The sequence below is a fragment of the Streptomyces sp. NPDC058198 genome (assembly GCF_042882605.1).
Lineage (GTDB): Bacteria > Actinomycetota > Actinomycetes > Streptomycetales > Streptomycetaceae > Streptomyces.
In genome coordinates, this window is the sequence record NZ_JBHVVP010000001.1 from 1877140 (window position 1) to 1898533 (window position 21394).

Sequence of the window (21394 nt, forward strand, 5' to 3'; positions counted from 1 at the left end):
GGACTTGTGGCGCAGGGTCGGTGTCTGGGTGTCTGACATTGAGACGCGCCGGGCCCTGGGCCCCGGGCGCCGCGAGCGCGCGAGGCCGGCCGGATCCCGGATCCGTCGGGCCGTCCCTCGACCCGTCGGACCTCGGGACGCGGCTCAGACCTCGGGACGCAGCATCGGCGGATTGAGCACGGTCGCCCCGCCGGCCCGGAACAGCTGGGCGGGCCGGCCGCCCTGCCGGGTGGTGGTCCCCCCGGACGGGACCAGGAATCCCGGAGTGCCCGTCACCTTGCGGTGGAAGTTACGGGGATCGAGCGCCACGCCCCACACCGCCTCGTACACCCTGCGCAGCTCGCCCACGGTGAACTCGGACGGGCAGAAGGCCGTGGCGAGCGAGGAGTACTCGATCTTGGACCGGGCCCGCTCCACGCCGTCCGCGAGGATCCGCGCGTGGTCGAAGGCGAGCTGGGCGGGCTGCTCGTCCTCGCGGGCGAATCCGCCCTCCTGGTTGAGCAGGGCTTCGACGGGGGCCCAGCGCGCACTGTTGGCGTCGCCCCCGGCCCGCGGCGCGGGAAGGTCGGGCGAGAGCGCCAGATGCGCCACGCTGACCACCCGCATCCGGGGATCACGCCCGGGGTCTCCGTAGGTGGCGAGCTGTTCGAGGTGGGCCGCGTTCCCGGGCGCCGGTGACACCGGATCGTGCGCGCAGAGCCCGGTCTCCTCGACGAGCTCCCGGGCCGCCGCCTCGGCGAGGTCCTCGTCGCCCCGGACAAACCCCCCGGGCAACGCCCACCGGCCCTGGAACGGTGCCTCTCCGCGCCGTACGACCAGCGCGCAAAGCATATGGCGGCGCACGGTGAGCACGACCAGGTCGACGGTGACAGCGAAAGGCGGGTAAGCCGACGGGTCGTAGGGCGACATGCCGCGATCATAGTCGTCTTCCTGACGATAAACACTCCTTCCACCATCCCGCCGTCCACTTCTTCGCGCGGGTCACGGCCGTCATCGCCCGCTCCGCGTCCCACGCCGGCCGACGCGCCGGATGCCACGGTTGTGCGCCGCCGGCACGCCGGGGCGTGCCGCGGGTGGCAGGTCCTTCCGCCTCCCGGGCGGCCGCACCGGACGGGTCTTGGGCCGGCGCCCCGTCTCGCGCGCGCCGCGCTCCGCGCGCAGACACTGCCGCAGCGCCTCGGGGTCCAAGCCCTCATTGCATGCCTGGTGCAGCAGTTGGGCGAAGACGTACTGCGGGTCGAGCCGCAGGGCGAGCCCGAGAGCGACCCGGGCGCTCGGCTCATCGCCGGTGGACCAGGCGACCCAGCCGGCCAGGGTCAGCGGCGCGGTCGCGTGCTCGACGTACGGACCGACGCAGCGACGTGACAGCGCCCGCCAGAGCCGTAGCGCGGGCCGCGCGTCCGGTCCCTCCATCCACTCCGCGGCCCGGTCCCGCGTCTCCCTGTCCTGTAGACCGAGAATGACGGTGGCTGCCTCCTCGTGGCTGATCAGCCGGTCGTCCTCGGCGTCCGGCCCGGCCGGACCCGCGCTCGGCGATTCCCCGAGCCGCTTCATCAGCACGCGCGCCAGTCGCAGGGTCTCCACAGCGACCTGTTCCCGGTTCCCCTCGACCAGGATTCTGGGTACGAGGGCGGCGCCCGCGTCGTCCAGCGCCCGTTCCTGCTCCGCTGCGGCCGGGGTCCGCCAGGGCTCCAGGCGCGCCTCCATCTCCCTCAGCGATCCCCGCACCTGGACGCCGGCGTAGGTGGCGGCGGCCGCCATCACCGACGTACCCGGCATGGCCAGCCCGGTCCCCTCGGGCGGGCAGCAGCGGACATCGGGGCAGCAGTAGGACCAGAAGCGGCCGCCGGAGATGCACAGAGCTTCGTACACGGGCACGTCACGGCTCCCGCACGCGGTACGCAACCGCTGGGCGAGGGGGCGCAGCCGCTCCATCACCTGCCGGCCCGTCTCCCCCGCCGCCGGATCCTGACAGAGGAAGACGACAATGCCGGCGGGGCGGGAGCCGCGTCGCTCGCTTCCTTCGATCAGGCATTCGGCCAACTGCTCGGCCACCGGCGGCCACTCCCTCGGCGCGCGGGGAATACCGAGCCTGAGCCGCCCGCCGAAGCGCCCGCGATCACCGTGGAGCGCGACCATGACGACGGAGTCGGTGGGGTGGAAGCCCAGCAGATACGGGAGAGCGTCGGCTAGCTCCGCGGGACTGCGCAGGGTGATCTGCTGCTCGTCGGCGGATCCGGTCGGTTCGTGGTGCTTGTTCATGGCACGACCGTCTCGTGGCAGGCCGGATCCCGCGACCCCTGTGGATAACGTTATCCACAGGCTGCCGGTCGCATTCGCGCTTTGTCCGAGCCATCAGGTTGCATGGGGGCATGACCAACGCAGACCGCGCAGCTCTCCGGGCCTCGGCCGACTCCGTACTCGCCCGCCTCGTCGGTGACGCCACCGGCGCCGCCCGGCTGCGCGAGGACCAGTGGCGGGCCATCGAGGCGCTGGTCGCCGAGAAGCGCAGGGCGCTGGTCGTCCAGCGGACCGGCTGGGGCAAGTCCGCGGTGTATTTCGTGGCGACGTCGCTGCTGCGGGAGCGCGGCGCCGGACCGACCGTGATCGTCTCGCCGCTGCTCGCCCTGATGCGCAATCAGGTGGAGGCCGCGGCGCGGGCCGGGATCCGGGCCCGCACGATCAACTCGTCCAATGCGGAGGAGTGGGACACGATTCAGGACGAGGTGGCCGGCGGCGAGGTCGACGTCCTGCTGGTCAGCCCCGAGCGGCTCAACAATCCGGACTTCCGCGACCAGGTCCTGCCCCGGCTCGCCGCGGCCACCGGCCTGCTGGTGGTCGACGAGGCGCACTGCATCTCCGACTGGGGCCATGACTTCCGGCCGGACTACCGCCGGCTGCGCACGATGCTCGCGGATCTGCCCGCCGGCGTTCCGGTCCTCGCCACCACGGCTACGGCGAATGCCCGGGTGACCGCCGATGTGGCCGAGCAGCTGGGCACGGGGGCCGGGACGGACGCGCTCGTGCTGCGCGGGCCGCTCGACCGGGAGAGCCTGAGCCTCCATGTGCTCAGGCTGCCGGACGCGGCACACCGGCTGGCCTGGCTGGCCGACCACCTGGACGAGCTGCCCGGCTCCGGGATCATCTACACGCTGACCGTCGCGGCGGCCGAGGAGGTCACGGCGTATCTGCGGCAGTGCGGGCACACGGTCGCCTCGTACACCGGCCGTACGGAGAACGCCGACCGCCAGCAGGCCGAGGACGATCTGCTGGCGAACCGCGTCAAGGCGCTGGTCGCCACCTCGGCGCTGGGCATGGGGTTCGACAAGCCCGACCTCGGATTCGTGGTGCATCTCGGGTCGCCCTCCTCCCCCATCGCCTACTACCAGCAGGTGGGCCGCGCGGGCCGCGGGGTGGAGCATGCCGAGGTGCTGCTGCTGCCCGGCAGGGAGGACGAGGCCATCTGGCAGTACTTCGCCTCGGTGGCCTTCCCGCCCGAGGAGCTGGTCCGCCGCACCCTCGATGTCCTGGGGCAGGCCGACAGGCCGCTGTCGCTGCCGGCCATGGAGCCGCTGGTCGAGCTGCGGCGTACGCGCCTGGAGACGATGCTCAAGGTCCTCGATGTGGACGGGGCGGTGCGCCGGGTGAAGGGCGGCTGGACCACCACGGGACAGCCGTGGGTGTACGACACCGAGCGGTACGCCTGGGTGGCGCGCCAGCGGGCGGCGGAGCAGCAGGCGATGCGCGACTACGCGTCGACGGCCAACTGCCGGATGGAGTTCCTGCGGCGGCAGCTGGACGACGAGGAGGCCGCGCCCTGCGGTCGGTGCGACAACTGCGCGGGCGCTCGGTTCGAGGACAAGGTGACCGCCGCCGCCCTGGACGCCGCACGGGGTGAACTGGGCAGGCCGGGGGTGGAGGTGGAGCCCCGCAAGATGTGGCCGACCGGCCTCAGCGCGGTGGGCATCGACCTCAAGGGACGTATCCCGCCGGGCGAGCAGACCTTCTCGGGAAGGGCGTTGGGGCGGCTGTCCGACATCGGCTGGGGCAACCGGCTCCGCCCGATGCTCGCCGCGCACGCCCCGGACGGCCCGGTGTCCGACGATGTGCTGAATGCCGTGGTGAGTGTGCTCGCCGACTGGGCGAAGGGACCGGGCGGTTGGGCGTCCGGCGGGTCCGACGCGCCGCCCCGGCCCGTCGGAGTCGTCACCGTCGCCTCGCGCAGCAGGCCCCAGCTCGTCGGATCGCTCGGCAGCCGTATCTCGGAGGTCGGCCGGATGCCGCTGCTCGGCACGGTCGCGTACGCGCCGGGCACCGCCGATGCCCGTATCTCCCGTACGAACAGCGCCCAGCGGGTGCGCGCGCTGCACGAGGCGCTGACCGTACCGGCCGCGCTGGCGGAGGCTCTCGCGGCGGCGGGCGGCCCGGTCCTGCTCGTCGACGATCTCTCGGACACCGGCTGGACTCTCGCGGTGGCCGCGCGGCTGCTGCGCAAGGCCGGAGCGGAGGGGGTGTTTCCGCTGGTCCTTGCCGTTCAGACGTGACGCGAGGCATCAGCCGTGGCCGAACTGGGCAGGGATATCACCGTCATAATCAGGCATTCCAGTCAGCAGTGCCAATTGCTCGTTGCCGCACGCCGATACGCCAGCGAGAATTGAACTGCCCCCCGCACGGCCCCGATCCCGGTCCGCAAGGGCTGTGCCGCGGTGCGTCCCCACCCGACCCTGCCCGCACTGTGGGCGCGTATGCGAAGGGAGGAACGTGACCTTCGGATTCGCTCCGTCCGCAGCCACTTCGATCACCACCCCGGCCGATTCCGTCAGCCGCCTCGCCAGGATGCTGGAGCCCGCCGAATGGGCGGCGGCGGGGATACCGCTGCTGCGCAATCCCCGCGAAGTGGTCAGCGGTCTGCACAGCCGGCACCGGCCGGCGCCCGCGACGGCGGTGGTGGCCGTTCTCGACCATGAGGAACGGCTCGCCGCCAGCGCCTCGTTCGTCCCGCGCGCCGCGCCGGTGGACGGCTGGGAGTTCCGCAACGCGCTCCTGGCACATCTGCGTCGGGTCATCCCGCACGATCTGCGCCGCCGTACGCCCGTCCGCACCGCCGTACTGCTCTACTGCCGCGAGGGCGACGAGCGCTGGACGGAGGAGGACGGGGCCTGGATGTGGGGGCTGCGGGACGCCTGCACCCTGCACGGGCTGCGCTGCGGTGCGTACATCACGCTGACGCGCGGCGGCTGGCAGGTGCTGGGCGAAGGCCGCGGTGGCCGCCGGCCCACCTCCGAGTCTCCGCCGGCCGGTCTGGCGGAGACGGCGGCCGACCCCGGACCGTCACCGCTGCGCAGTGGCGGCGGTTCGGTGGAAGCACTGCGCCGCACGGCCGCGCGGTGACTCCGGTTGCCCGGGGAACAACGGCCCGTTGAGCGAGCGGCCGGCCGCCGTACGCCCGGTGCGCCGCAGCGGCCCGGCCACCCCTGAAAGGGGCAGCCGGGACACGACCGGGGCGTACGACGGGCGAACGGGCGACGCGGCGGGCGTCGTACGGCTCAGACGCCCGCGCCGAGCACGGCGTTGATCCGCTCGGAGTCGCCGCACACGACCAGCAGCGCGGCGGCCCGCTCCCGGGCCAGGGGCAGTACCTGAGCGGCGGCGTCGTCACCGCCTCCGTTGAACGCGACGACCACGACGGGCCGGGACTGCGCACGGGCGACAGCGGCGGCGTCCGCGAAGAACACATCTTCGCGGGCGTCGTCCTGGGCCCAGTAGGCGGTTTCGCCGAAGGACAGCTCGTGGGTCGCCCAGGGGTGCTGCTCACCGGTGGTGAGCACCAGGATGTCGCCCGGCGCCCGACCGGAGTCGAGCAGCAGGTCGACCGCCTCGTCGGCGGCGTCGAGCGCCCCGTCCACCGGAGCCGGGATCAGCTGGATCTGGGGAGCGGAAGACGTGACCGGCCCGGACGCCTGGGGCTGCCCGGCGGAGCTGTGCGAGCGCTGCGCCGGCGGCGCGGGCCTCGCGGGACCGGGGCCCGGACGCCCGGGCCTCGGTGTGGCAGCGGAGCGCGGCCCGGGTACGGGACGCGGACCGGGTACAGGACGGGGGGTCGCTGCGCTGTGGCCGGTGGCCGGAGTGGCGCTAGGACCCTGGGCTCTCTCGTGAATCTGAGGCTCCTGAGGGATGAGAGGCATGGCTGGTTGTCTATCAAACACCGCTGCGAAAAGCATCGGCGGGTGGGTGCTTTCGCACCCGTGCCTGCGGCCGGAAGGCGCGCGGGCCGGAGGGTTCACCGGATGTTTCAGAAATCGAAGCCGAGTTGGCCCCCGCTTTCCATGGCGGCGGCCTCCAGGGAGAGCCGGACCTTCTTGAGGTGCCGCCACCGGGGCAGCGCGTCGAGATAGGACCACGAGAGCCGGTGGTGGGATGTCGGCCCCCACTCCTCCAGCGCCGCCTTGTGCACCGGCGAGGGGTAGCCGGCGTTGGCGCCGAAGGCGAACGGAACGCATTCCTGCGACCCCGCGCCCAGTTCGGCCATCATCGCGTCCCTGCGCACCTTGGCGATGACCGAGGCGGCCGCCACCGAGACACAGGACTGGTCGCCCTTGATGACCGTACGCACCTGCCAGGCCCCTCCCAGATAGTTGTGCTTGCCGTCGAGGATCACCGCGTCGGGCCGCACCGGCAGCGCCTCAAGGGCGCGTACGGCGGCGAGCCTGAGTGCCGCGGTCATACCGAGCGTGTCGATCTCCTCCGGGGAGGCGTCCCCGAGGGCGTACGAGGTGACCCATCCCGACAGTTCACCGGCCAGCTCCGTGCGGCGCTTGGGGCTGATCAGCTTGGAGTCGGTGAGACCGGCCGGGGGTCTGCGCAGTCCGGTGACGGCCGCGCACACCGTGACCGGCCCCGCCCACGCTCCGCGTCCGACTTCGTCGACGCCGGCGATGATCCTGGCGTCGGTGGTCGCGCGGAGCGAGCGCTCGACGGTGTGCGTGGGAGGTTCGTACGGCATGGCGCCAGCCAGATTACGCCGCCGGGACTCCGCGCGACAGACCGGGTACCGCACGTCCCGCACCACGGTGTCCGGCCGGCTCCCTCCGACCGCCTCAGGCGGTGCGCGACCGGAGCGGGGGCACCATGACCTGGACGGTCATTTCGACGATCTCCTCATCCGCCCGTTCGCTCACGCAATCACATCGAAGACCAGCCCGCCGGTGACCTCGGGACGCATGGTGGACGGCTCGACGACTCCCTTGAGGATCAGCCCGCAGAATCAATCGGCGGTCGAAGAATCGCATTCGTGAAGGACCGAGCGGAGTGCGAAACCGGGCCGTGAGGCGCTGCCGCAGGGGATCTCGACCGCGTTCGTCGCGGCGGTCGCCATGGGCGGAGGCGGCGGGTCCGGTGGCGTGGGCCACCGGACCCGTGATCCCGGCCTCCGTACGGGACTTCCGGAGGGGAACGTCCCGTACCGGATGTCACGACCCGTCGAAAACGGACTCGCCGTCGTAGCCGTCGCGCTCGCCGTCGTACGCGTCCCGCCCGTTCTGCCCCGGTCCGTAACAGCCGTCGGCAGGGCCGGAGAAGTCCCGCTTCAGGATGTCGCGGGCCCTGCTCTCCGCCCAGCTGGTGGCGTACCAGGGCTCGGCCTCGTCCCGCAGATTCCGTTTGATACCCGCCAGGGCGCACGAGCGCAGCGGCTCGGGCAGCCGGTCCAGCGCGGGCACGGCATCGGCGGACAGCTCCTGGAAGTACGCGATGTCGATCTTCTTCGAACTCTCGAACCGCTGCACGTTCCGCTCCGCGACCAGCGCGTCCGGCGAGAGCAGACCGAAGGCGAGGACCGCGGCCGCCGCGCTCGCGGCGACGGCACGCGGCAGCCAGCGCCCGCCGAAGGCCCCGGCCGCCAGGATCAGGACGATCACCAGACCGAGCCACAGTTCCATCGCCGCGACCGTGACCCGCAGCCGGGTCAGTCCGTAGGCGTCGACGTACAGATCCATCCGGCGCAGCGCGGAAGCGACCACGACCAGGGTCAGCACGCACAGGACACCGAGCACGGCCCGCACCAGGGTGCGGTCGGCGGCGCCGTCGCGCGGGGCCCAGCGCCGGGCGAGCCCGATCACGAGCAGGACGAGCAGGGTGACCCAGAGCAGCTGCCAGAAGCCTTGGCGCGCGTATTCGGCATAGGTCAGTCCGGTCTCCTTCAGGACCCTGTCGTATCCGCCGAAGAGCACCGCGAGCTGGACGGCGATGAAGGCCGCGAACAGCAGATTGAGGACGATCAGTGGCAGCGCCCACTCCATCCGGCTGCGGGCCCGCCCAGGACGTACGGTGATGCGGTCCCAGCGCAGGGGTGCGGCCGCGCTGTGCGCGGCGGCCAGGGCGCCGACGAGACCGAGCACGAACAGGCCGGTGCGCCAGGGCCCGTCGGCGACCGAGACATCGGGGGTCAGCCCGCCGAGCAGATCGGCGAACGCCGCGTCGGCGCCGGCGAAGAGGGCGCCGAACACGATCAGCAGGACCGCGGCGACGGCGACCGTACGGATCACGGGCATCCAGCGGCTGCGCGACCCCTCGGCGCGCCGGCGCACTCCGCGCCAGCCCCAGACCGTCCCGGACCCGATCGATCCGAACAGACCCAACGGACCCAGCACGACACCGGGCCAGGTGCGGCAGCCGTGCAGGGCGAGCGAACCGAGGGCCAGCGCCGAGACGACGGCGAGGAACGTCGGAAGGCCGGCGTCCCGCAGGGCGGGGACGGCGAGCAGAGCCACGCCGCCGAGGGCCCAGACCAGCGTCCAGGGGCGCGGCCGGCGGCCGGCGCCCCGGGCGGCGAAGTAGGCGGCGAGCGCGGCGGGGGCCGCCACCATGAGCAGATTCAGACCGAGCCCGTCGCCCATGACCAGGGCGCTGAGCAGGGCGGTCGCCAGGGCCGACCAGAGCGTCGCGGCCCGGATCCCGGCCGGGGTGGCGGGCTGGATCTCGGTGAGCCAGACGGGCGGCTCGCTCCGCTGCGGCTGCCACTGCCGGTAGTCAGGAACCGGCGGCGGGCCCTGGCGCTCCTTGGTCGTCGTGGATGCGGCGGACGTGGCCGCGGCGCGCGGCCGCGGAGTCGCACCGTGCAGGACGGCGTCCCGCGGTTCCTGTCTGCGGCCCGGATCCGGCTCGGCGGCCGGCTCGGGTATGGACGGTGTGTCTGTCACGGGACCCCCTCCCAACCGGGTCCTTCGCGGCGACGGAGCGGCGCGCACGGCCCGGTGTCTCATCGGCGCCGCCGTCGAAGATCAACAAGGCGACGTGGCCGAAAGAGTAACCGCGCGCGGCCGGACCGACCCTCTCCCGCAGGCCAGGTGTGGCAGGACCGTGACAGTCCGAGCCGTCGCGCCGTGTCGACCGATCAGCCGATCAGCAGCTCGGTACGTGAACTGCTGAACGGTTCAAAGGGTCAAAGGCTGAACGGGTCAACGGATCAGCCGGCCACGCCGGTCGACAGCCAGCCCGGCAGCGTCTCCGTCTGCTCCAGCCACCGCTCCGGCGGCGCCCCTGCCCGCGCGGCGGACACCACTCCCCCGACGATGGCGCAGGTCGTGTCCACATCACCGCCCACCTGGGCCGTGGTCCAGAAGCCCCGCTCGAAGTCGCCGAGCGCACGCGCCGCCGACCAGAGGGCAAACGGCACGGTGTCATGCGCACTGGTGCGTCGCCCGCAGCCGAGGACGGCGGCGACGGTGCCCGCGTCGTCGTAGTCCAGCATGTCCCGCGCCCGGCGCAGCCCGGCCCCCACCGCGCTGCGCGGTACCAGAGCCACCACACCGTCGAGCAGGGCCTCAGGCGTGGGCGGCCCCGCCGGGGCCGCCGCGAGGGAGGCCGCCGCCGCCACCGCCATGGCGCCCACCACGGCCTCGCGGTGCTGGTGTGTCGTGTACGCGGAGACCTCGGCCTGCCGCGTGGCCTGCTCCGGGTCCTCGGCGTACCAGGCACCGAGCGGAGCGATCCGCATCGCGGCCCCGTTGCCCCACGAGCCCTGGCCGTTGAAGAGCCCGGCGGCCAGCTCACGCCAGTCGCCGCCTTCCCGGATCAGCCGGAGCATCCGGTTCACGGCGGGGCCGTAGCCGCGGTCGAAGTCATGTCGCTCGGCGAAGGAACGCGCGAGCGCGTCCTGATCGATACGGCCGTGCCCGGCCAGCACGGCCAGGACCGACGCGCCCATCTCGGTGTCGTCGGTCCACCGCCAGGGGCCCGGCGGCAGCTCGCGGCGCTTCAGCAGCGGATAGTTCGAAGGTACGAAGAACTGGGAGCCGAGGGCGTCTCCCACGGACAGCCCGCGCAGGCTGGCCAGGGCGCGTTCGAAGCGCCGGTCGAGTGTGGAGTCAGCGGTCATCGCACGGTCACTCTATCCGGTGATGCCGTACGGCTCAGGGACGCGCCAGCGCTCGAATGGCCTGTCCAGGGTGTATTTACCGTCCGCGCCGAGCTCCAGAGTGCGCGTCTCCCCGTTGCCGGGGTTCGACAGTGATTCGAACTCCGCCACGGACCAGTGGAACCACCGCATGCAGAACAGCCGCATGGTCAGTCCATGGGTCACCAGCAGCACGTTCTCCGGTGAGTCCGGCGTCTCGAAGCTCCGGTAGAGCGACTCCAGGAAGGCTCCGACCCGGTCGTACACATCGGCACCGGACTCGCCCTGGGCGAAGCGGTAGAAGAAGTGTCCGTACGCGTCGCGGTAGGTCTTCTGCAGCCGTACGTCCTCCCTGTCCTGCCAGTTCCCCCAGTCCTGCTCGCGCAGCCGCGGCTCCTCCCGCGCCCGCACCAGCTCCGGGTCGAGGCCGAAGGCCCGGAAGGTCTCATGGGTGCGGCGGTAGGGGGACACATAGACGCTGACCGGCTCCCCGTCGAACAGCTCGCGCAGCCGTACCCCGGTCTCCTCGGCCTGACGCAGGCCGGTCTCGGTGAGCTTCAGGGCATGGTCGGGCCGACGTTCGTACACCGTGTCGTCAGCATTGCCTTCCGACTCTCCGTGCCGGACAAGGACGATGCGCCGCGGTCGTGCCATGCCACGACCCTAGAGCGGCCCGGATCGGGCCGTGCGGCCGCCCTGTCCTCCGGGCAACCATCCGGCGTAGCAGGGCGGGCTCGCCGGGGCGGGCTCGCTGGAGGCAGCCGGGTCAGACCGTCCAGGACGACTCGAGGTCGACGACGTCCCCCGCGAGCGCCGCCACATCGGCGGCGGTCTGCGCGCGCAGCGTCAGCCGCTCCACCCGTTCGACCCGGTACTTTCCGTGCTCGGCCGCCGACTGCCACATGGACAGCACAAGGAACTCGTGCCCCGGCGCTTCCCCGAACAGTCCGCGCAGCATCCCGGGCGACCCCGCCATCGCGGGATTCCACACCTTCTCCTGCATCAGTGCGAAATGCTCGACCCGGTCCTCGTGCACCTTGCAGTGCGCGACCCGGACCACATCCGCGTCGGTGAAGCGCGGCTCGAAGCCGGTCTTCACATCGAAGCGGTAGTCGAACAGCTTGGCCTGGACATCCTTGAACGTGCCGGACTGCGCGGCGGCCAGCCGGTCGTGCGAGCGCGCCATGAACGAGTCGTAGAACGCACGGCTCTCCCAGAACGCGAAGACATGGGCCACACCCGGCCTCGTTCTGCTCCATCCCCCGCTCTGCCCCCGAAATCCCGGCTCACCGAGCAACCCCGCCCATTTCCGCTGCCCGCGTTCGAAACCACGTCGGTCGATCACGGTGCAGCGAATCCACTTGACCAGCACCGCGCCATCGTACGGCGCGGAACGTGGCAGGGGTTCCGCTCGGACAACACGGGGTGGACGACGCGGGGCGGGCCTGCCGCGAGTCGAGTATCGGCCAAGGTGGTGTCAACTGGACAGATCGCGCCGCGTGTTGTCGGTGCCCCGGTCTAGCCTTACTCATGAAGGCCGGAGATCCGGCCGGTTCCGAGGAGGGGTAACGACTGGTGAGCAGTCTCAACAGAGGGGTGGCGAAGGTCGAGGTCACGCTCAAATGGGATCCCAGTCCCCTGGGCAGGCCCCCGCATGATCTCGACCTTGTCGCCGCAACCTACACATCGGACGACCCGAGCGGCAAACCCGCCTATCTGGTCCATTTCGGCAGCCGCTCACCGGACGGCACCATCACCCTGGACCGGGAGAGCCGCACCGGTCAGGGCTTCGGCTCGGACGAGGAGATGACGCTGGAGCTGGACCGGCTGGCGGCCCGCTACAGCCGTGTGGTGGTGGGGGTGGCGATCCAGCAGCGCGACGGGCGACGGACGTTCGCCGACATAGTCAATCCCGGAGTCCGCATCCTGGAGGGGTACACCGAGCTGGCGGAGCACGACTTCGCCGCTGTCCCCGGCTCCACCGCGGCGACGTTCGCGGAGTTCACCCGGGACGGATCGGGAGCCTGGCAGTTCCGCACGTCCGTCCGGGGGTTCGACACCGACCCGCAGTCCTTCGGCGCCCTGATGGGCGGCGCCTGACCCAGGCCCCCGACAAGCCCCTGAGGGGCGGCGAGCCACTCCGGCTCACCGCCCCTCAGAACGCTCAACTCTTCCGGACGGCTCAGCTGCAGCCGCTCGTGGAACCGCATCCCTCGCAGATGTAGCAGGACCCGGCCCGCTGCATCTTCGTACCGCAGGAGAAGCACAGCGGTGCGTCGGCGCTGATGCCGAGCTGCATCTCGACCAGCTCGGCCGAGGTGTGCGCCTCCTTGGGCGCCGGGACCACGGCCGCCTTGGGCGGAGCGGCCGGGGACACCGCCTTCAGCGGCTCCGGCCGGCGCGGGGCCGACTGGACCAGGCTCTCGATGTCCAGGTCGTCATCGTCCATGAAGGGCTCGTACGAACCGGTGTCCAGGTGACGCTGGCGCTCCTCGGCCGAGTGGATCCCGAGGGCCGAGCGGGTCTCGAAGGGCAGGAAGTCCAGCGCGAGACGGCGGAAGATGTAGTCGACGATCGACTGCGCCATCCGTACGTCCGGGTCGTCCGTCATACCGGCCGGCTCGAAGCGCATGTTGGTGAACTTGGAGACGTACGTCTCCAGCGGAACGCCGTACTGCAGACCGACCGAGACGGCGATCGAGAAGGCGTCCATCATGCCCGCGAGGGTCGAGCCCTGCTTGGACATCTTGAGGAAGACCTCGCCGAGACCGTCGTCGGGGTAGGAGTTGGCGGTCATGTAGCCCTCGGCGCCGCCCACCGTGAAGGAGGTGGTGAGACCGGGACGGCCCTTGGGGAGACGCTTGCGGACCGGGCGGTACTCGATGACCTTCTCCACCGCCTGGCGGATGGTGTCCTCGGCCTTCTCCGCGACCTTTTCTTCCTTCTTCTTCGCGGAGAGCGGCTGACCGACCTTGCAGTTGTCGCGGTAGATCGCGAGCGCCTTGACGCCCAGCTTCCACGCCTCGAAGTAGACCTCCTCGACGTCCTCGACGGTGGCGGTCTCCGGGAGGTTCACCGTCTTGGACAGGGCACCGCTGATCCACGGCTGGATGGCCGCCATCATGCGGACGTGGCCCATGGCGGAGATGGAGCGCTCGCCCATCGCGCAGTCGAAGACCTCGTAGTGCTCGGTCTTCAGGCCGGGCGCGTCGATCACATTGCCGTTCTCGGCGATGTGGGCGACGACCGCCTCGATCTGCTCCGACTGGTAGCCGAGCCGGCGCAGCGCCTGGGGCACCGTGCCGTTGACGATCTGCATCGAGCCGCCGCCGACCAGCTTCTTGAACTTGACCAGCGCGAGGTCGGGCTCCAGGCCGGTGGTGTCGCAGGACATCGCGAGACCGATGGTGCCGGTGGGCGCGATGACCGAGGCCTGGGCGTTGCGGAAGCCGTTCTTCTCGCCGAGGCGGAGCACGTCCTGCCAGGCCTCCGTGGCGGCGGCCCAGATGGGGGTGTCCAGGTCGTCGATGCGGACGGCGGTGCCGTTGGCGTCGGAGTGCTGCTTCATGACGCTCTTGTGCGGCTCGGCGTTGCGGGCGTAGCCGTCGTACGGACCGACGACCGCGGCCAGCTCGGCGGAGCGCCGGTACGACGTGCTCGTCATCAGCGAGGTGATGGCGCCGGCCAGGCCGCGGCCGCCGTCGGAGTCGTACGCGTGACCCGTGGCCATCAGCAGGGCGCCGAGGTTGGCGTAGCCGATGCCGAGCTGGCGGAAGGCGCGGGTGTTCTCACCGATCTTCTGCGTCGGGAAGTCCGCGAAGCAGATGGAGATGTCCATCGCGGTGATGACCAGCTCGACGACCTTGGCGAAGCGCTCGGACTCGAAGGACTGGTGGCCCTTGCTGTCGTCCTTGAGGAACTTCATCAGGTTCAGCGAGGCCAGGTTGCACGAGGTGTTGTCCAGGTGCATGTACTCACTGCACGGGTTCGAGCCGTTGATCCGGCCGGACTCGGGGCAGGTGTGCCAGCGGTTGATCGTGTCGTCGTACTGGATGCCCGGGTCGGCACACGCCCACGCCGCCTCGGCCATCTTGCGGAAGAGGGACTTGGCCTCGACCTCTTCGATGACGTCGCCGGTCATCCGGGCGCGCAGCCCGAACTTGCCGCCGGCCTCGACGGCCTTCATGAACTCGTCGTTGACCCGGACCGAGTTGTTGGCGTTCTGGTACTGGACGGACGTGATGTCGTCGCCGCCCAGGTCCATGTCGAAGCCCGCGTCGCGCAGGGCGCGGATCTTCTCCTCTTCCTTGACCTTGGTCTCGATGAAGTTCTCGATGTCGGGGTGGTCGACGTCGAGGATGACCATCTTGGCCGCGCGGCGCGTGGCGCCACCGGACTTGATCGTCCCCGCGGAGGCGTCGGCACCGCGCATGAAGGAGACAGGGCCCGAGGCATTGCCTCCGGAGGAGAGCAGTTCCTTGGAGGAGCGGATCCGGGAGAGGTTCAGGCCGGCGCCGGAGCCGCCCTTGAAGATCATCCCCTCTTCCTTGTACCAGTCGAGGATCGAGTCCATGGAGTCGTCGACGGACAGGATGAAGCAGGCCGAGACCTGCTGCGGCTGGGGCGTACCGACGTTGAACCACACCGGCGAGTTGAAGCTGAAGACCTGGTGCAGGAGGGCGTAGGCCAGCTCGTGCTCAAAGATCTCGGCGTCGGCGGGTGAGGCGAAGTACTGGTAGTCCTCGCCGGCCTTGCGGTACGTCTTCACGATCCGGTCGATGAGCTGCTTGAGCCCGGTCTCGCGCTGCGGGGTGCCGACGGCCCCCCGGAAGTACTTGCTGGTGACGATGTTGACCGCGTTCAGCGACCAGAAGTCGGGGAACTCGACGCCACGCTGCTCGAAATTGACCGAGCCGTCGCGCCAATTGGTCATGACGACGTCACGGCGCTCCCAGACCACCTCGTCGTACGGATGCACGCCGGGCGTGGTGTGGATTCGCTCGATACACAGCCCCTTGGCGGCCTTCGGTCCCTTGGTTCGGGAACCTCGTGCCGGGCCGCTCGCCGTCTCTGTCATGCCGCCTCCCATATACGTACAAAAACGCCCTGAAATGCCATGTTCTTCCCGTGGCGCAGGGTGTGTGCCTGATGCCTCGGGCGCCCCCACAGAGCGCCCGCGACAGGTCTTGTTACCGCGGAGCGGCCGGGCGAAGGCCGTCCGCTCCGGCCGGCCGTGCGAGGGCCGGCCGGTCAGTCCGCGGTGATGGTGGCGGGCACGGGGACCTCACGGCCCTCGCCGACGCCACTCTTCCCGGCGGGGGGCCGCTCGCGCAGTTCCGCGATGGCGGCCTCGAAGTCTTCGAGCGAGTCGAACGCCCGGTACACGGATGCGAAGCGCAGGTACGCGACGAGGTCGAGCTCCTGCAGTGGGCCGAGTATGGCCAGCCCCACGTCGTGGGTGGTCAGCTCGGCGCTCCCGGTGGCGCGCACCGCTTCCTCGACCCGCTGGCCGAGCTTGGCGAGGGCGTCCTCGGTGACGGGCCGTCCCTGGCATGCCTTGCGTACGCCGGAGATGACCTTGGTGCGGCTGAACGGTTCCGTCACGCCGCTGCGCTTGATCACCATCAGCGAGGCGGTCTCCACCGTCGTGAAACGGCGGGAGCAGTCGGGGCACTGGCGGCGGCGGCGGATCGACGTCCCGTCGTCGGTGGTGCGACTGTCGACGACCCGGCTGTCGGGGTGCCTGCAGAAGGGACAGTGCATGGCTCCCAACCCTCCTTACACAGCGCGACGAAATAGCCCCGTCAGGGCCCGTGAAGAGCCCCTCGAAGCAAGCCCCAGCATAGGCGATGGCCTCGACCGTGAAAGACGGGGGACCACAACTTCTGGGCGGCCGAGACAATCCAACCACTAGATCTGGGGTTCGGCCGCATCCTATGCCCCGGCGCGTGTCGCGCGTCGCGGCGGGTACGGCGGGGCCGCGCGGACCGGCCACGAGCGTACGAGAAGGGCGCGGCGGCCCGGATTCCGGGCCGTCCGGTGGAAGACTGGGGACCGCTCCGGATCACGGGGCGCGGCGCCGAACGGTACCGTGAGGACGGGGCCCCGGTGCCTGCGGAGCCCGGCCCATACACCCAGCCAGATGCTCACGTAAGGCCCTCTTCGATTTTTCACTCGAACGTGTGTTTGGCGCAACCTTTCGAAAGCTACTACCGTTGTCCAGCTAGGGAGAACACTTCGAGAGGGGCCGACGTGACCACCACCGCAGACAGTGCCACCATCACTGCCCAGGACCGCTCCCAGAGCCGACTCGAGCCGGTGCATGCCATGAATGACGCAGTCACGAACCCGGAGGGGCCCAAGCCCAGCCGTTCGCTGCCCGGCCGACCTCCCGGAATCCGGGCGGACAGCTCCGGACTCACGGACCGGCAGCGCAGGGTCATCGAAGTCATCCGCGATTCCGTACAGCGGCGTGGGTACCCGCCATCGATGCGGGAGATCGGCCAGGCCGTGGGCCTCTCCAGCACCTCGTCGGTCGCCCATCAGCTGATGGCTCTGGAGCGTAAGGGCTTCCTGCGCCGGGATCCGCACCGGCCCAGGGCGTACGAGGTACGGGGGTCGGACCAGCCGAGCACCCAGCAGACGGACACGACCGGCAAGCCCGCCGCCTCGTACGTCCCGCTGGTCGGCCGGATCGCGGCCGGAGGGCCGATTCTCGCGGAGGAGTCCGTCGAGGACGTCTTCCCGCTCCCCCGCCAGCTGGTGGGTGACGGAGAGCTGTTCGTCCTGAAGGTCGTCGGTGACTCGATGATCGAGGCAGCGATCTGTGACGGTGACTGGGTGACGGTCCGCCGTCAGCCCGTCGCGGAGAACGGCGACATCGTGGCCGCGATGCTGGACGGCGAGGCGACGGTCAAGCGCTTCCGGCGCGAGGACGGCCATGTCTGGCTGCTCCCGCACAACGCGGCATACCAACCGATCCCCGGCGACGAGGCGACGATCCTCGGCAAGGTGGTGGCGGTCCTGCGCCGGGTGTGACGACTCCACCGGCTTCGACCGGGCCCCGGGATCCGCTGCGCCGGTCCCGGGGCCCTGCTGTGTGCCGTGGACCGCGACAACCGATCGTGTACACGGCCACGGCTACCGTCCGTCGGCCTTGGCCACGGCATCGATCGACGCGAGGGACCGCCGCGCTTGGTCGCGGTCCGTGGTGTACCAGAAATCGGGCAGCGAGCTGCGCAGAAAACTGCCGTACCGCGCGTTGGCCAGCCTCGGGTCGAGAACGGCCACGACACCACGGTCTCCGCTCGCCCGCACGAGCCGTCCGGCGCCCTGGGCCATCAGCAGGGCGGCGTGCGTCGCCGCCACCGCCATGAACCCATTGCCGCCGCCCTCCTCCACCGCCTTCTGGCGTGCGCTCATCAGCGGGTCGTCCGGTCGCGGGAAGGGAATCCGGTCCATCACCACGAGCTGAGAGCTCGGACCGGGCACATCGACCCCCTGCCACAGGGAAAGCGTGCCGAACAGGCAGGTCTTCGGATCGGCGGCGAAAGCCTTGATCAACTCGCCGAGAGTCTCCTCGCCCTGCAGCAGAATCGGGGCGTCCAGCCGGCCGCGCAGCTCCTCCGCGGCGGCCTGGGCGGCCCGCATCGAGGAGAAGAGCCCGAGCGTACGACCGCCCGCCGCCTCCACCAGTTCGGCCAGCTCGTCCATCATGTCGTCGCGCGAGCCCTCGCGGCCGGGAGGGGAAAGATGGCGGGCGACATAGAGGATGCCCTGCTTGCGGTAGTCGAAGGGCGAGCCGACGTCGATGCCCTTCCACTGGGGAATGTCGTCGCCCTCCGTGCCTTCCGGCGCCAGACCGAGCGAGGCACCCACTCCGTTGAAGTCACCGCCGAGCTTGAGCGTGGCGGAGGTGAGGACGACGGAGCGGTCGGCGAAGAGCTTCTCCCGCAACAGCCCCGATACGGAGAGCGGTGCGACCCGGAGGGACGCGCCGAACCGCTCGTGCCGTTCGTACCAGACGACGTCGTACTCGGAGCCGTTGGCGATGCGCTCGGCCACGCCATGGATGGCCTCGACCGAGGCGAGCGCCTGCTTGCGTACGACGTCCTCGTCCTGCACGGACTTGTCGCGGGTCGAGCCCAGGGCCGAGATGACCGTGCGGGCCGCGTCACGCAGTGCCATCAGGGCATAGCCGAGATCCTCGGGGATCTCTTCGAGCCGCCCGGGAAGAGCGAGCTCCATCAGCCGTTCGAAGGTCTCGGCCGCCGTCTGCAGCGCGTCCGCGGCCTTCTCGTTCACCAGTTTCGCCGAGCGGCGCACGGCGCGGTTGACCTGCCCCGGGGTCAGCTCGCCGGTGGCGACTCCGGTGACGCGGGAGACCAGCTCATGGGCCTCGTCGACAATCAGCACCTCGTGCTGCGGAAGCACCGGGGCGCCCTCGATGGCGTCGATCGCGAGGAGCGCGTGGTTGGTGACGACGACCTCGGCGAGTTTGGCGCGCTCACGCGCCAGCTCGGCGAAGCACTCGGCGCCGTACGCACATTTCGTCGCCCCCAGGCACTCCCGGGACGAGACGGAGATCTGGGACCAGGCGCGGTCGGAGACACCGGGCGTCAGGTCGTCGCGGTCACCGGTCTCGGTGTCGTCCGCCCAGTCCCGCATCCGCAGCAGGTCCTGGCCCAGCTTGCTGGTCGGAGCGGCCGCCTCGAACTGGTCGAAGAGCCCTTCCTCCTCGTCCTGCGGCATGCCTTCGTGCAGCCGGTGCAGACAGAGATAGTTGGAACGGCCCTTGAGCATGGCGAACTCAGGGCGCCGGCGCAGGAGAGGGTGCAGTGCGTCGACCGTACGCGGAAGGTCACGCTCCACGAGCTGGCGCTGCAGCGCCAGGGTCGCGGTGGCCACCACGACCCGCTCTCCGTGCGCCAGCGCGGGCACCAGGTAGCCGAGCGACTTACCGGTGCCGGTGCCGGCCTGGACGAGCAGATGGGACGGGGCGTCGATGGCTTCGGCGACGGCCTCGGCCATGGTGACCTGGCCTGGCCGTTCCACGCCGCCCACAGAGGTGACGGCGGCATGGAGGAGCTCGGGAAGTGATGGCTTCGTCATAGCCCGACCACCCTACGGGGCACCACTGACATCGGCGATCACTCGCTCGGCTGCCAAGACGCCAGCGGATTGGGAACCGTGCCGTGCACGGCGGCGTGCGGCCGGACCGAGCGGTCCCGGTACCCGTCGAGATGGAGACGGTTACGGTTGAGGCAGAGGCGCTCGATACGGGGCGTGAGCAGGTCGAAGGTCTCGAACCGCTCCTTGGACTCCGGGAAGCGGACCTGGTAGCGCAGAATCTCCGCCCGTACGAGGGACCAGAACTCCTCCTCCGGCACACCCAGCTGTTCCTGGCACAGCGGCGCCAGGAAGCGGAAGACACCGACGAAGAGCCCTGAGTGGATGAACTGGGTGAGGAAGGCCGGTTCCTCCTTGAGGAGGACGTCCTTCACGTCGCTGGGCATCGCGTCGTGCTCGGGCAGCGGCTGGGCGCTGATGTTCACGTCGTCGACGAAATCCTTGATCGCGAGCCGTACCGGCACGTCCCGGTCGTCGAAGACGACGATGGCGTTCTCGCCGTGCGGGGAGAAGACGGTCCCGTAGCGGTAGAGGAAATGCAGCAGAGGCGGGAGCAGGGCCGAGAACAGCCGCTGCAGCCAGACGGCGGGGGCGAGTCCCGAACGGGCGACGAGTTCGGCGGTGAAGGAACGTCCCTGCTGATCCGTGTGGAGCAGAGCGGCAAGCGTACGGGCGCGCTCGCCGGGGGCCAGCCGGGTCAGGAGAGGCTCACGCCAGATCGCGCCGAGCAGCTCCCTGTACTGGTACGGAACATCGGGGAGGTGATCGTAGAGGGGGTGCTCGACGGTCACGGAGGCGACTTCGCCGAGCAGGATCACCGAGCATTCGTCGCGCAGGAAGGGGTCCGCGTCGCGCAGTCCGTGCACCCAGGCGGTGACAGCGGGGGCGGCGAGCGTGCGCTCCGTGGGCAGTCCGCGCCAGACGAGGGTGTTGAGGATGGACAGCGGCAGTTTGACCGTGTGCCGGTCGGGCCGTGCGACGTTGAGGAAGGTACGGATGGACTGCTGCGGCAGTCGGAGATCACCGTCGGTGGGGAGCGGGACGATCGCTCCCTGGGCTATGGCGGGGGCGTAGAGCTGCACCAGCACTTCGTCCCACTGCCAGGGGTGCACCGGGAGGTAGAGATAGGCGGCGGGGTCCAGGCCACGGCCGCGGAGTACGGAGTCGAAGCGCTCGCGGACCGGGGCGTCGAGTTCGAGGCCGTAGAGCCGGTCGGGGGTGTCCAGGGCGGAGACGCCCCGGTAGGTGGCGAGCGAGGTGCTGACCGCGATCCAGGGCAGCTGGGCCCGCGTACGCGCCTCGGGCGACCAGCGGGCGGCATCGGTGGTGGAGAAGCCGATCCTGCCCTTGTTCAGGACGATCCAGGGATGGCCGGTCTGGTGCCCTTCAAGTTCGGCGTAGCCGAGGTCGGCGAGGTGTGCGGCGGTGAGGGCGGTGTGGTCGAGCCGGGCGTCGGCGGCGAGTGTGGTGGTGAGTTCGCGGACGAGATGCCCGAGCGTTTCGCCGTCGAGTCCGAGCAGCCGGCGGGACAGCAGCAGGAACCGCAGGGGATCCGTGAAGGGCTCGGTCCCGTATTCCATCGATTCCGGATCGACGCGCCAGCTGCCGTAGGCGCCGCGTGCGGCCCGGAAGGTGAGCGCCTCGCCGGTGTCGACCGTGAGCGCGTACTGGCCGTCGGCGGTCCCCGGGACCGGCTCGATGATCTCCTCGTACGCGAATTCCCCGAGCAGTTTGGCGAGGAGGCGACCAGCCGCCCGCCCCCAGGCCCCTGGATTCAGCTCGGGTGGTGAGAAGAGCGCGGTCGGCTCGGCGGAGCCGGTGGGGCCGGTGGAGTCATCGGGGACGGGGAACTGCGGCACATGGACTCCTCGG

Annotated in this window: 16 protein-coding genes; 4 read left to right on the forward strand and 12 right to left on the reverse strand. The window is 70.7% G+C overall.

Translation table 11 applies throughout. From position 1 onward, the window contains the following. Nucleotides 1-144: 144 nt before the first annotated feature. On the reverse strand, nt 145-909 hold the full coding sequence (locus ACFVWW_RS08220) for an NUDIX domain-containing protein (protein WP_384188406.1): 765 nt from the start codon (nt 907-909) through the stop codon (nt 145-147). Between the two features lie 81 nt (nt 910-990). Continuing rightward, complete coding sequence (locus ACFVWW_RS08225; protein ID WP_386876646.1) at nt 991-2262, reverse strand: DUF4192 domain-containing protein; 1272 nt, start codon at nt 2260-2262, stop codon at nt 991-993. A gap of 110 nt (nt 2263-2372) precedes the next feature. Here ACFVWW_RS08225 and ACFVWW_RS08230 point away from each other — a divergent pair, with 110 nt between their 5' ends. Then, a complete protein-coding gene (locus tag ACFVWW_RS08230; protein ID WP_384336951.1) occupies nt 2373-4544 on the forward strand; it encodes a RecQ family ATP-dependent DNA helicase in 2172 nt (723 codons plus the stop codon). Between the two features lie 217 nt (nt 4545-4761). Then, nucleotides 4762-5391, forward strand: coding sequence for a hypothetical protein (locus ACFVWW_RS08235; protein ID WP_384179955.1), 630 nt, complete (start codon nt 4762-4764; stop codon nt 5389-5391). A gap of 155 nt (nt 5392-5546) precedes the next feature. Here ACFVWW_RS08235 and ACFVWW_RS08240 read toward each other — a convergent pair whose 3' ends face one another. The 6 genes from ACFVWW_RS08240 to ACFVWW_RS08265 all read right to left on the reverse strand — a co-directional run bounded on the left by ACFVWW_RS08240 (nt 5547) and on the right by ACFVWW_RS08265 (nt 11765). Next, nucleotides 5547-6185 carry a hypothetical protein gene (locus ACFVWW_RS08240; protein ID WP_384336949.1) on the reverse strand — a complete coding sequence of 213 codons (639 nt, stop codon included), beginning with the start codon at nt 6183-6185 and terminating at the stop codon, nt 5547-5549. A 107-nt stretch (nt 6186-6292) separates the two neighbouring features. Continuing rightward, nucleotides 6293-7003: a ribonuclease HII gene (locus tag ACFVWW_RS08245; RefSeq protein ID WP_384179952.1), complete on the reverse strand. Its 711-nt coding sequence runs from the start codon at nt 7001-7003 to the stop codon at nt 6293-6295. Nucleotides 7004-7469: 466 nt separating this feature from the next. Next, entirely contained in the window at nt 7470-9260 is a 1791-nt protein-coding gene (locus tag ACFVWW_RS08250; RefSeq protein ID WP_386876649.1) for a DUF4153 domain-containing protein, read from the reverse strand. 203 nt (nt 9261-9463) lie between these two features. Further along, nucleotides 9464-10375, reverse strand: coding sequence for an ADP-ribosylglycohydrolase family protein (locus tag ACFVWW_RS08255; protein ID WP_386876650.1), 912 nt, complete (start codon nt 10373-10375; stop codon nt 9464-9466). Between the two features lie 12 nt (nt 10376-10387). Next, nucleotides 10388-11047 (reverse strand): histidine phosphatase family protein, encoded by a 660-nt coding sequence (locus ACFVWW_RS08260; RefSeq protein ID WP_384179946.1) that lies wholly within the window; start codon nt 11045-11047, stop codon nt 10388-10390. A gap of 112 nt (nt 11048-11159) precedes the next feature. Then, nucleotides 11160-11765: a YdbC family protein gene (locus tag ACFVWW_RS08265; protein ID WP_384179944.1), complete on the reverse strand. Its 606-nt coding sequence runs from the start codon at nt 11763-11765 to the stop codon at nt 11160-11162. 203 nt (nt 11766-11968) lie between these two features. On the opposite strand from ACFVWW_RS08265, the gene ACFVWW_RS08270 reads away from it, so the two are divergent. Further along, on the forward strand, nt 11969-12493 hold the full coding sequence (locus tag ACFVWW_RS08270; RefSeq protein WP_384179942.1) for a TerD family protein: 525 nt from the start codon (nt 11969-11971) through the stop codon (nt 12491-12493). Between the two features lie 82 nt (nt 12494-12575). Here ACFVWW_RS08270 and ACFVWW_RS08275 read toward each other — a convergent pair whose 3' ends face one another. Next, nucleotides 12576-15470: a vitamin B12-dependent ribonucleotide reductase gene (locus tag ACFVWW_RS08275; protein WP_384179940.1), complete on the reverse strand. Its 2895-nt coding sequence runs from the start codon at nt 15468-15470 to the stop codon at nt 12576-12578. A 173-nt stretch (nt 15471-15643) separates the two neighbouring features. Further along, entirely contained in the window at nt 15644-16156 is a 513-nt protein-coding gene (gene nrdR, locus ACFVWW_RS08280) for a transcriptional regulator NrdR (RefSeq protein WP_384179938.1), read from the reverse strand. Between the two features lie 489 nt (nt 16157-16645). On the opposite strand from nrdR, the gene lexA reads away from it, so the two are divergent. Continuing rightward, the gene (gene lexA / locus ACFVWW_RS08285; RefSeq protein WP_384179936.1) at nt 16646-17431 is read left to right on the forward strand and encodes a transcriptional repressor LexA; all 786 of its coding nucleotides are present in this window, start codon (nt 16646-16648) and stop codon (nt 17429-17431) included. 102 nt (nt 17432-17533) lie between these two features. Here lexA and ACFVWW_RS08290 read toward each other — a convergent pair whose 3' ends face one another. Further along, the gene (locus tag ACFVWW_RS08290; RefSeq protein WP_384336937.1) at nt 17534-19504 is read right to left on the reverse strand and encodes an ATP-dependent DNA helicase; all 1971 of its coding nucleotides are present in this window, start codon (nt 19502-19504) and stop codon (nt 17534-17536) included. A gap of 38 nt (nt 19505-19542) precedes the next feature. Next, nucleotides 19543-21381 (reverse strand): IucA/IucC family protein, encoded by a 1839-nt coding sequence (locus ACFVWW_RS08295; protein WP_386876654.1) that lies wholly within the window; start codon nt 21379-21381, stop codon nt 19543-19545. Nucleotides 21382-21394: the final 13 nt, after the last annotated feature.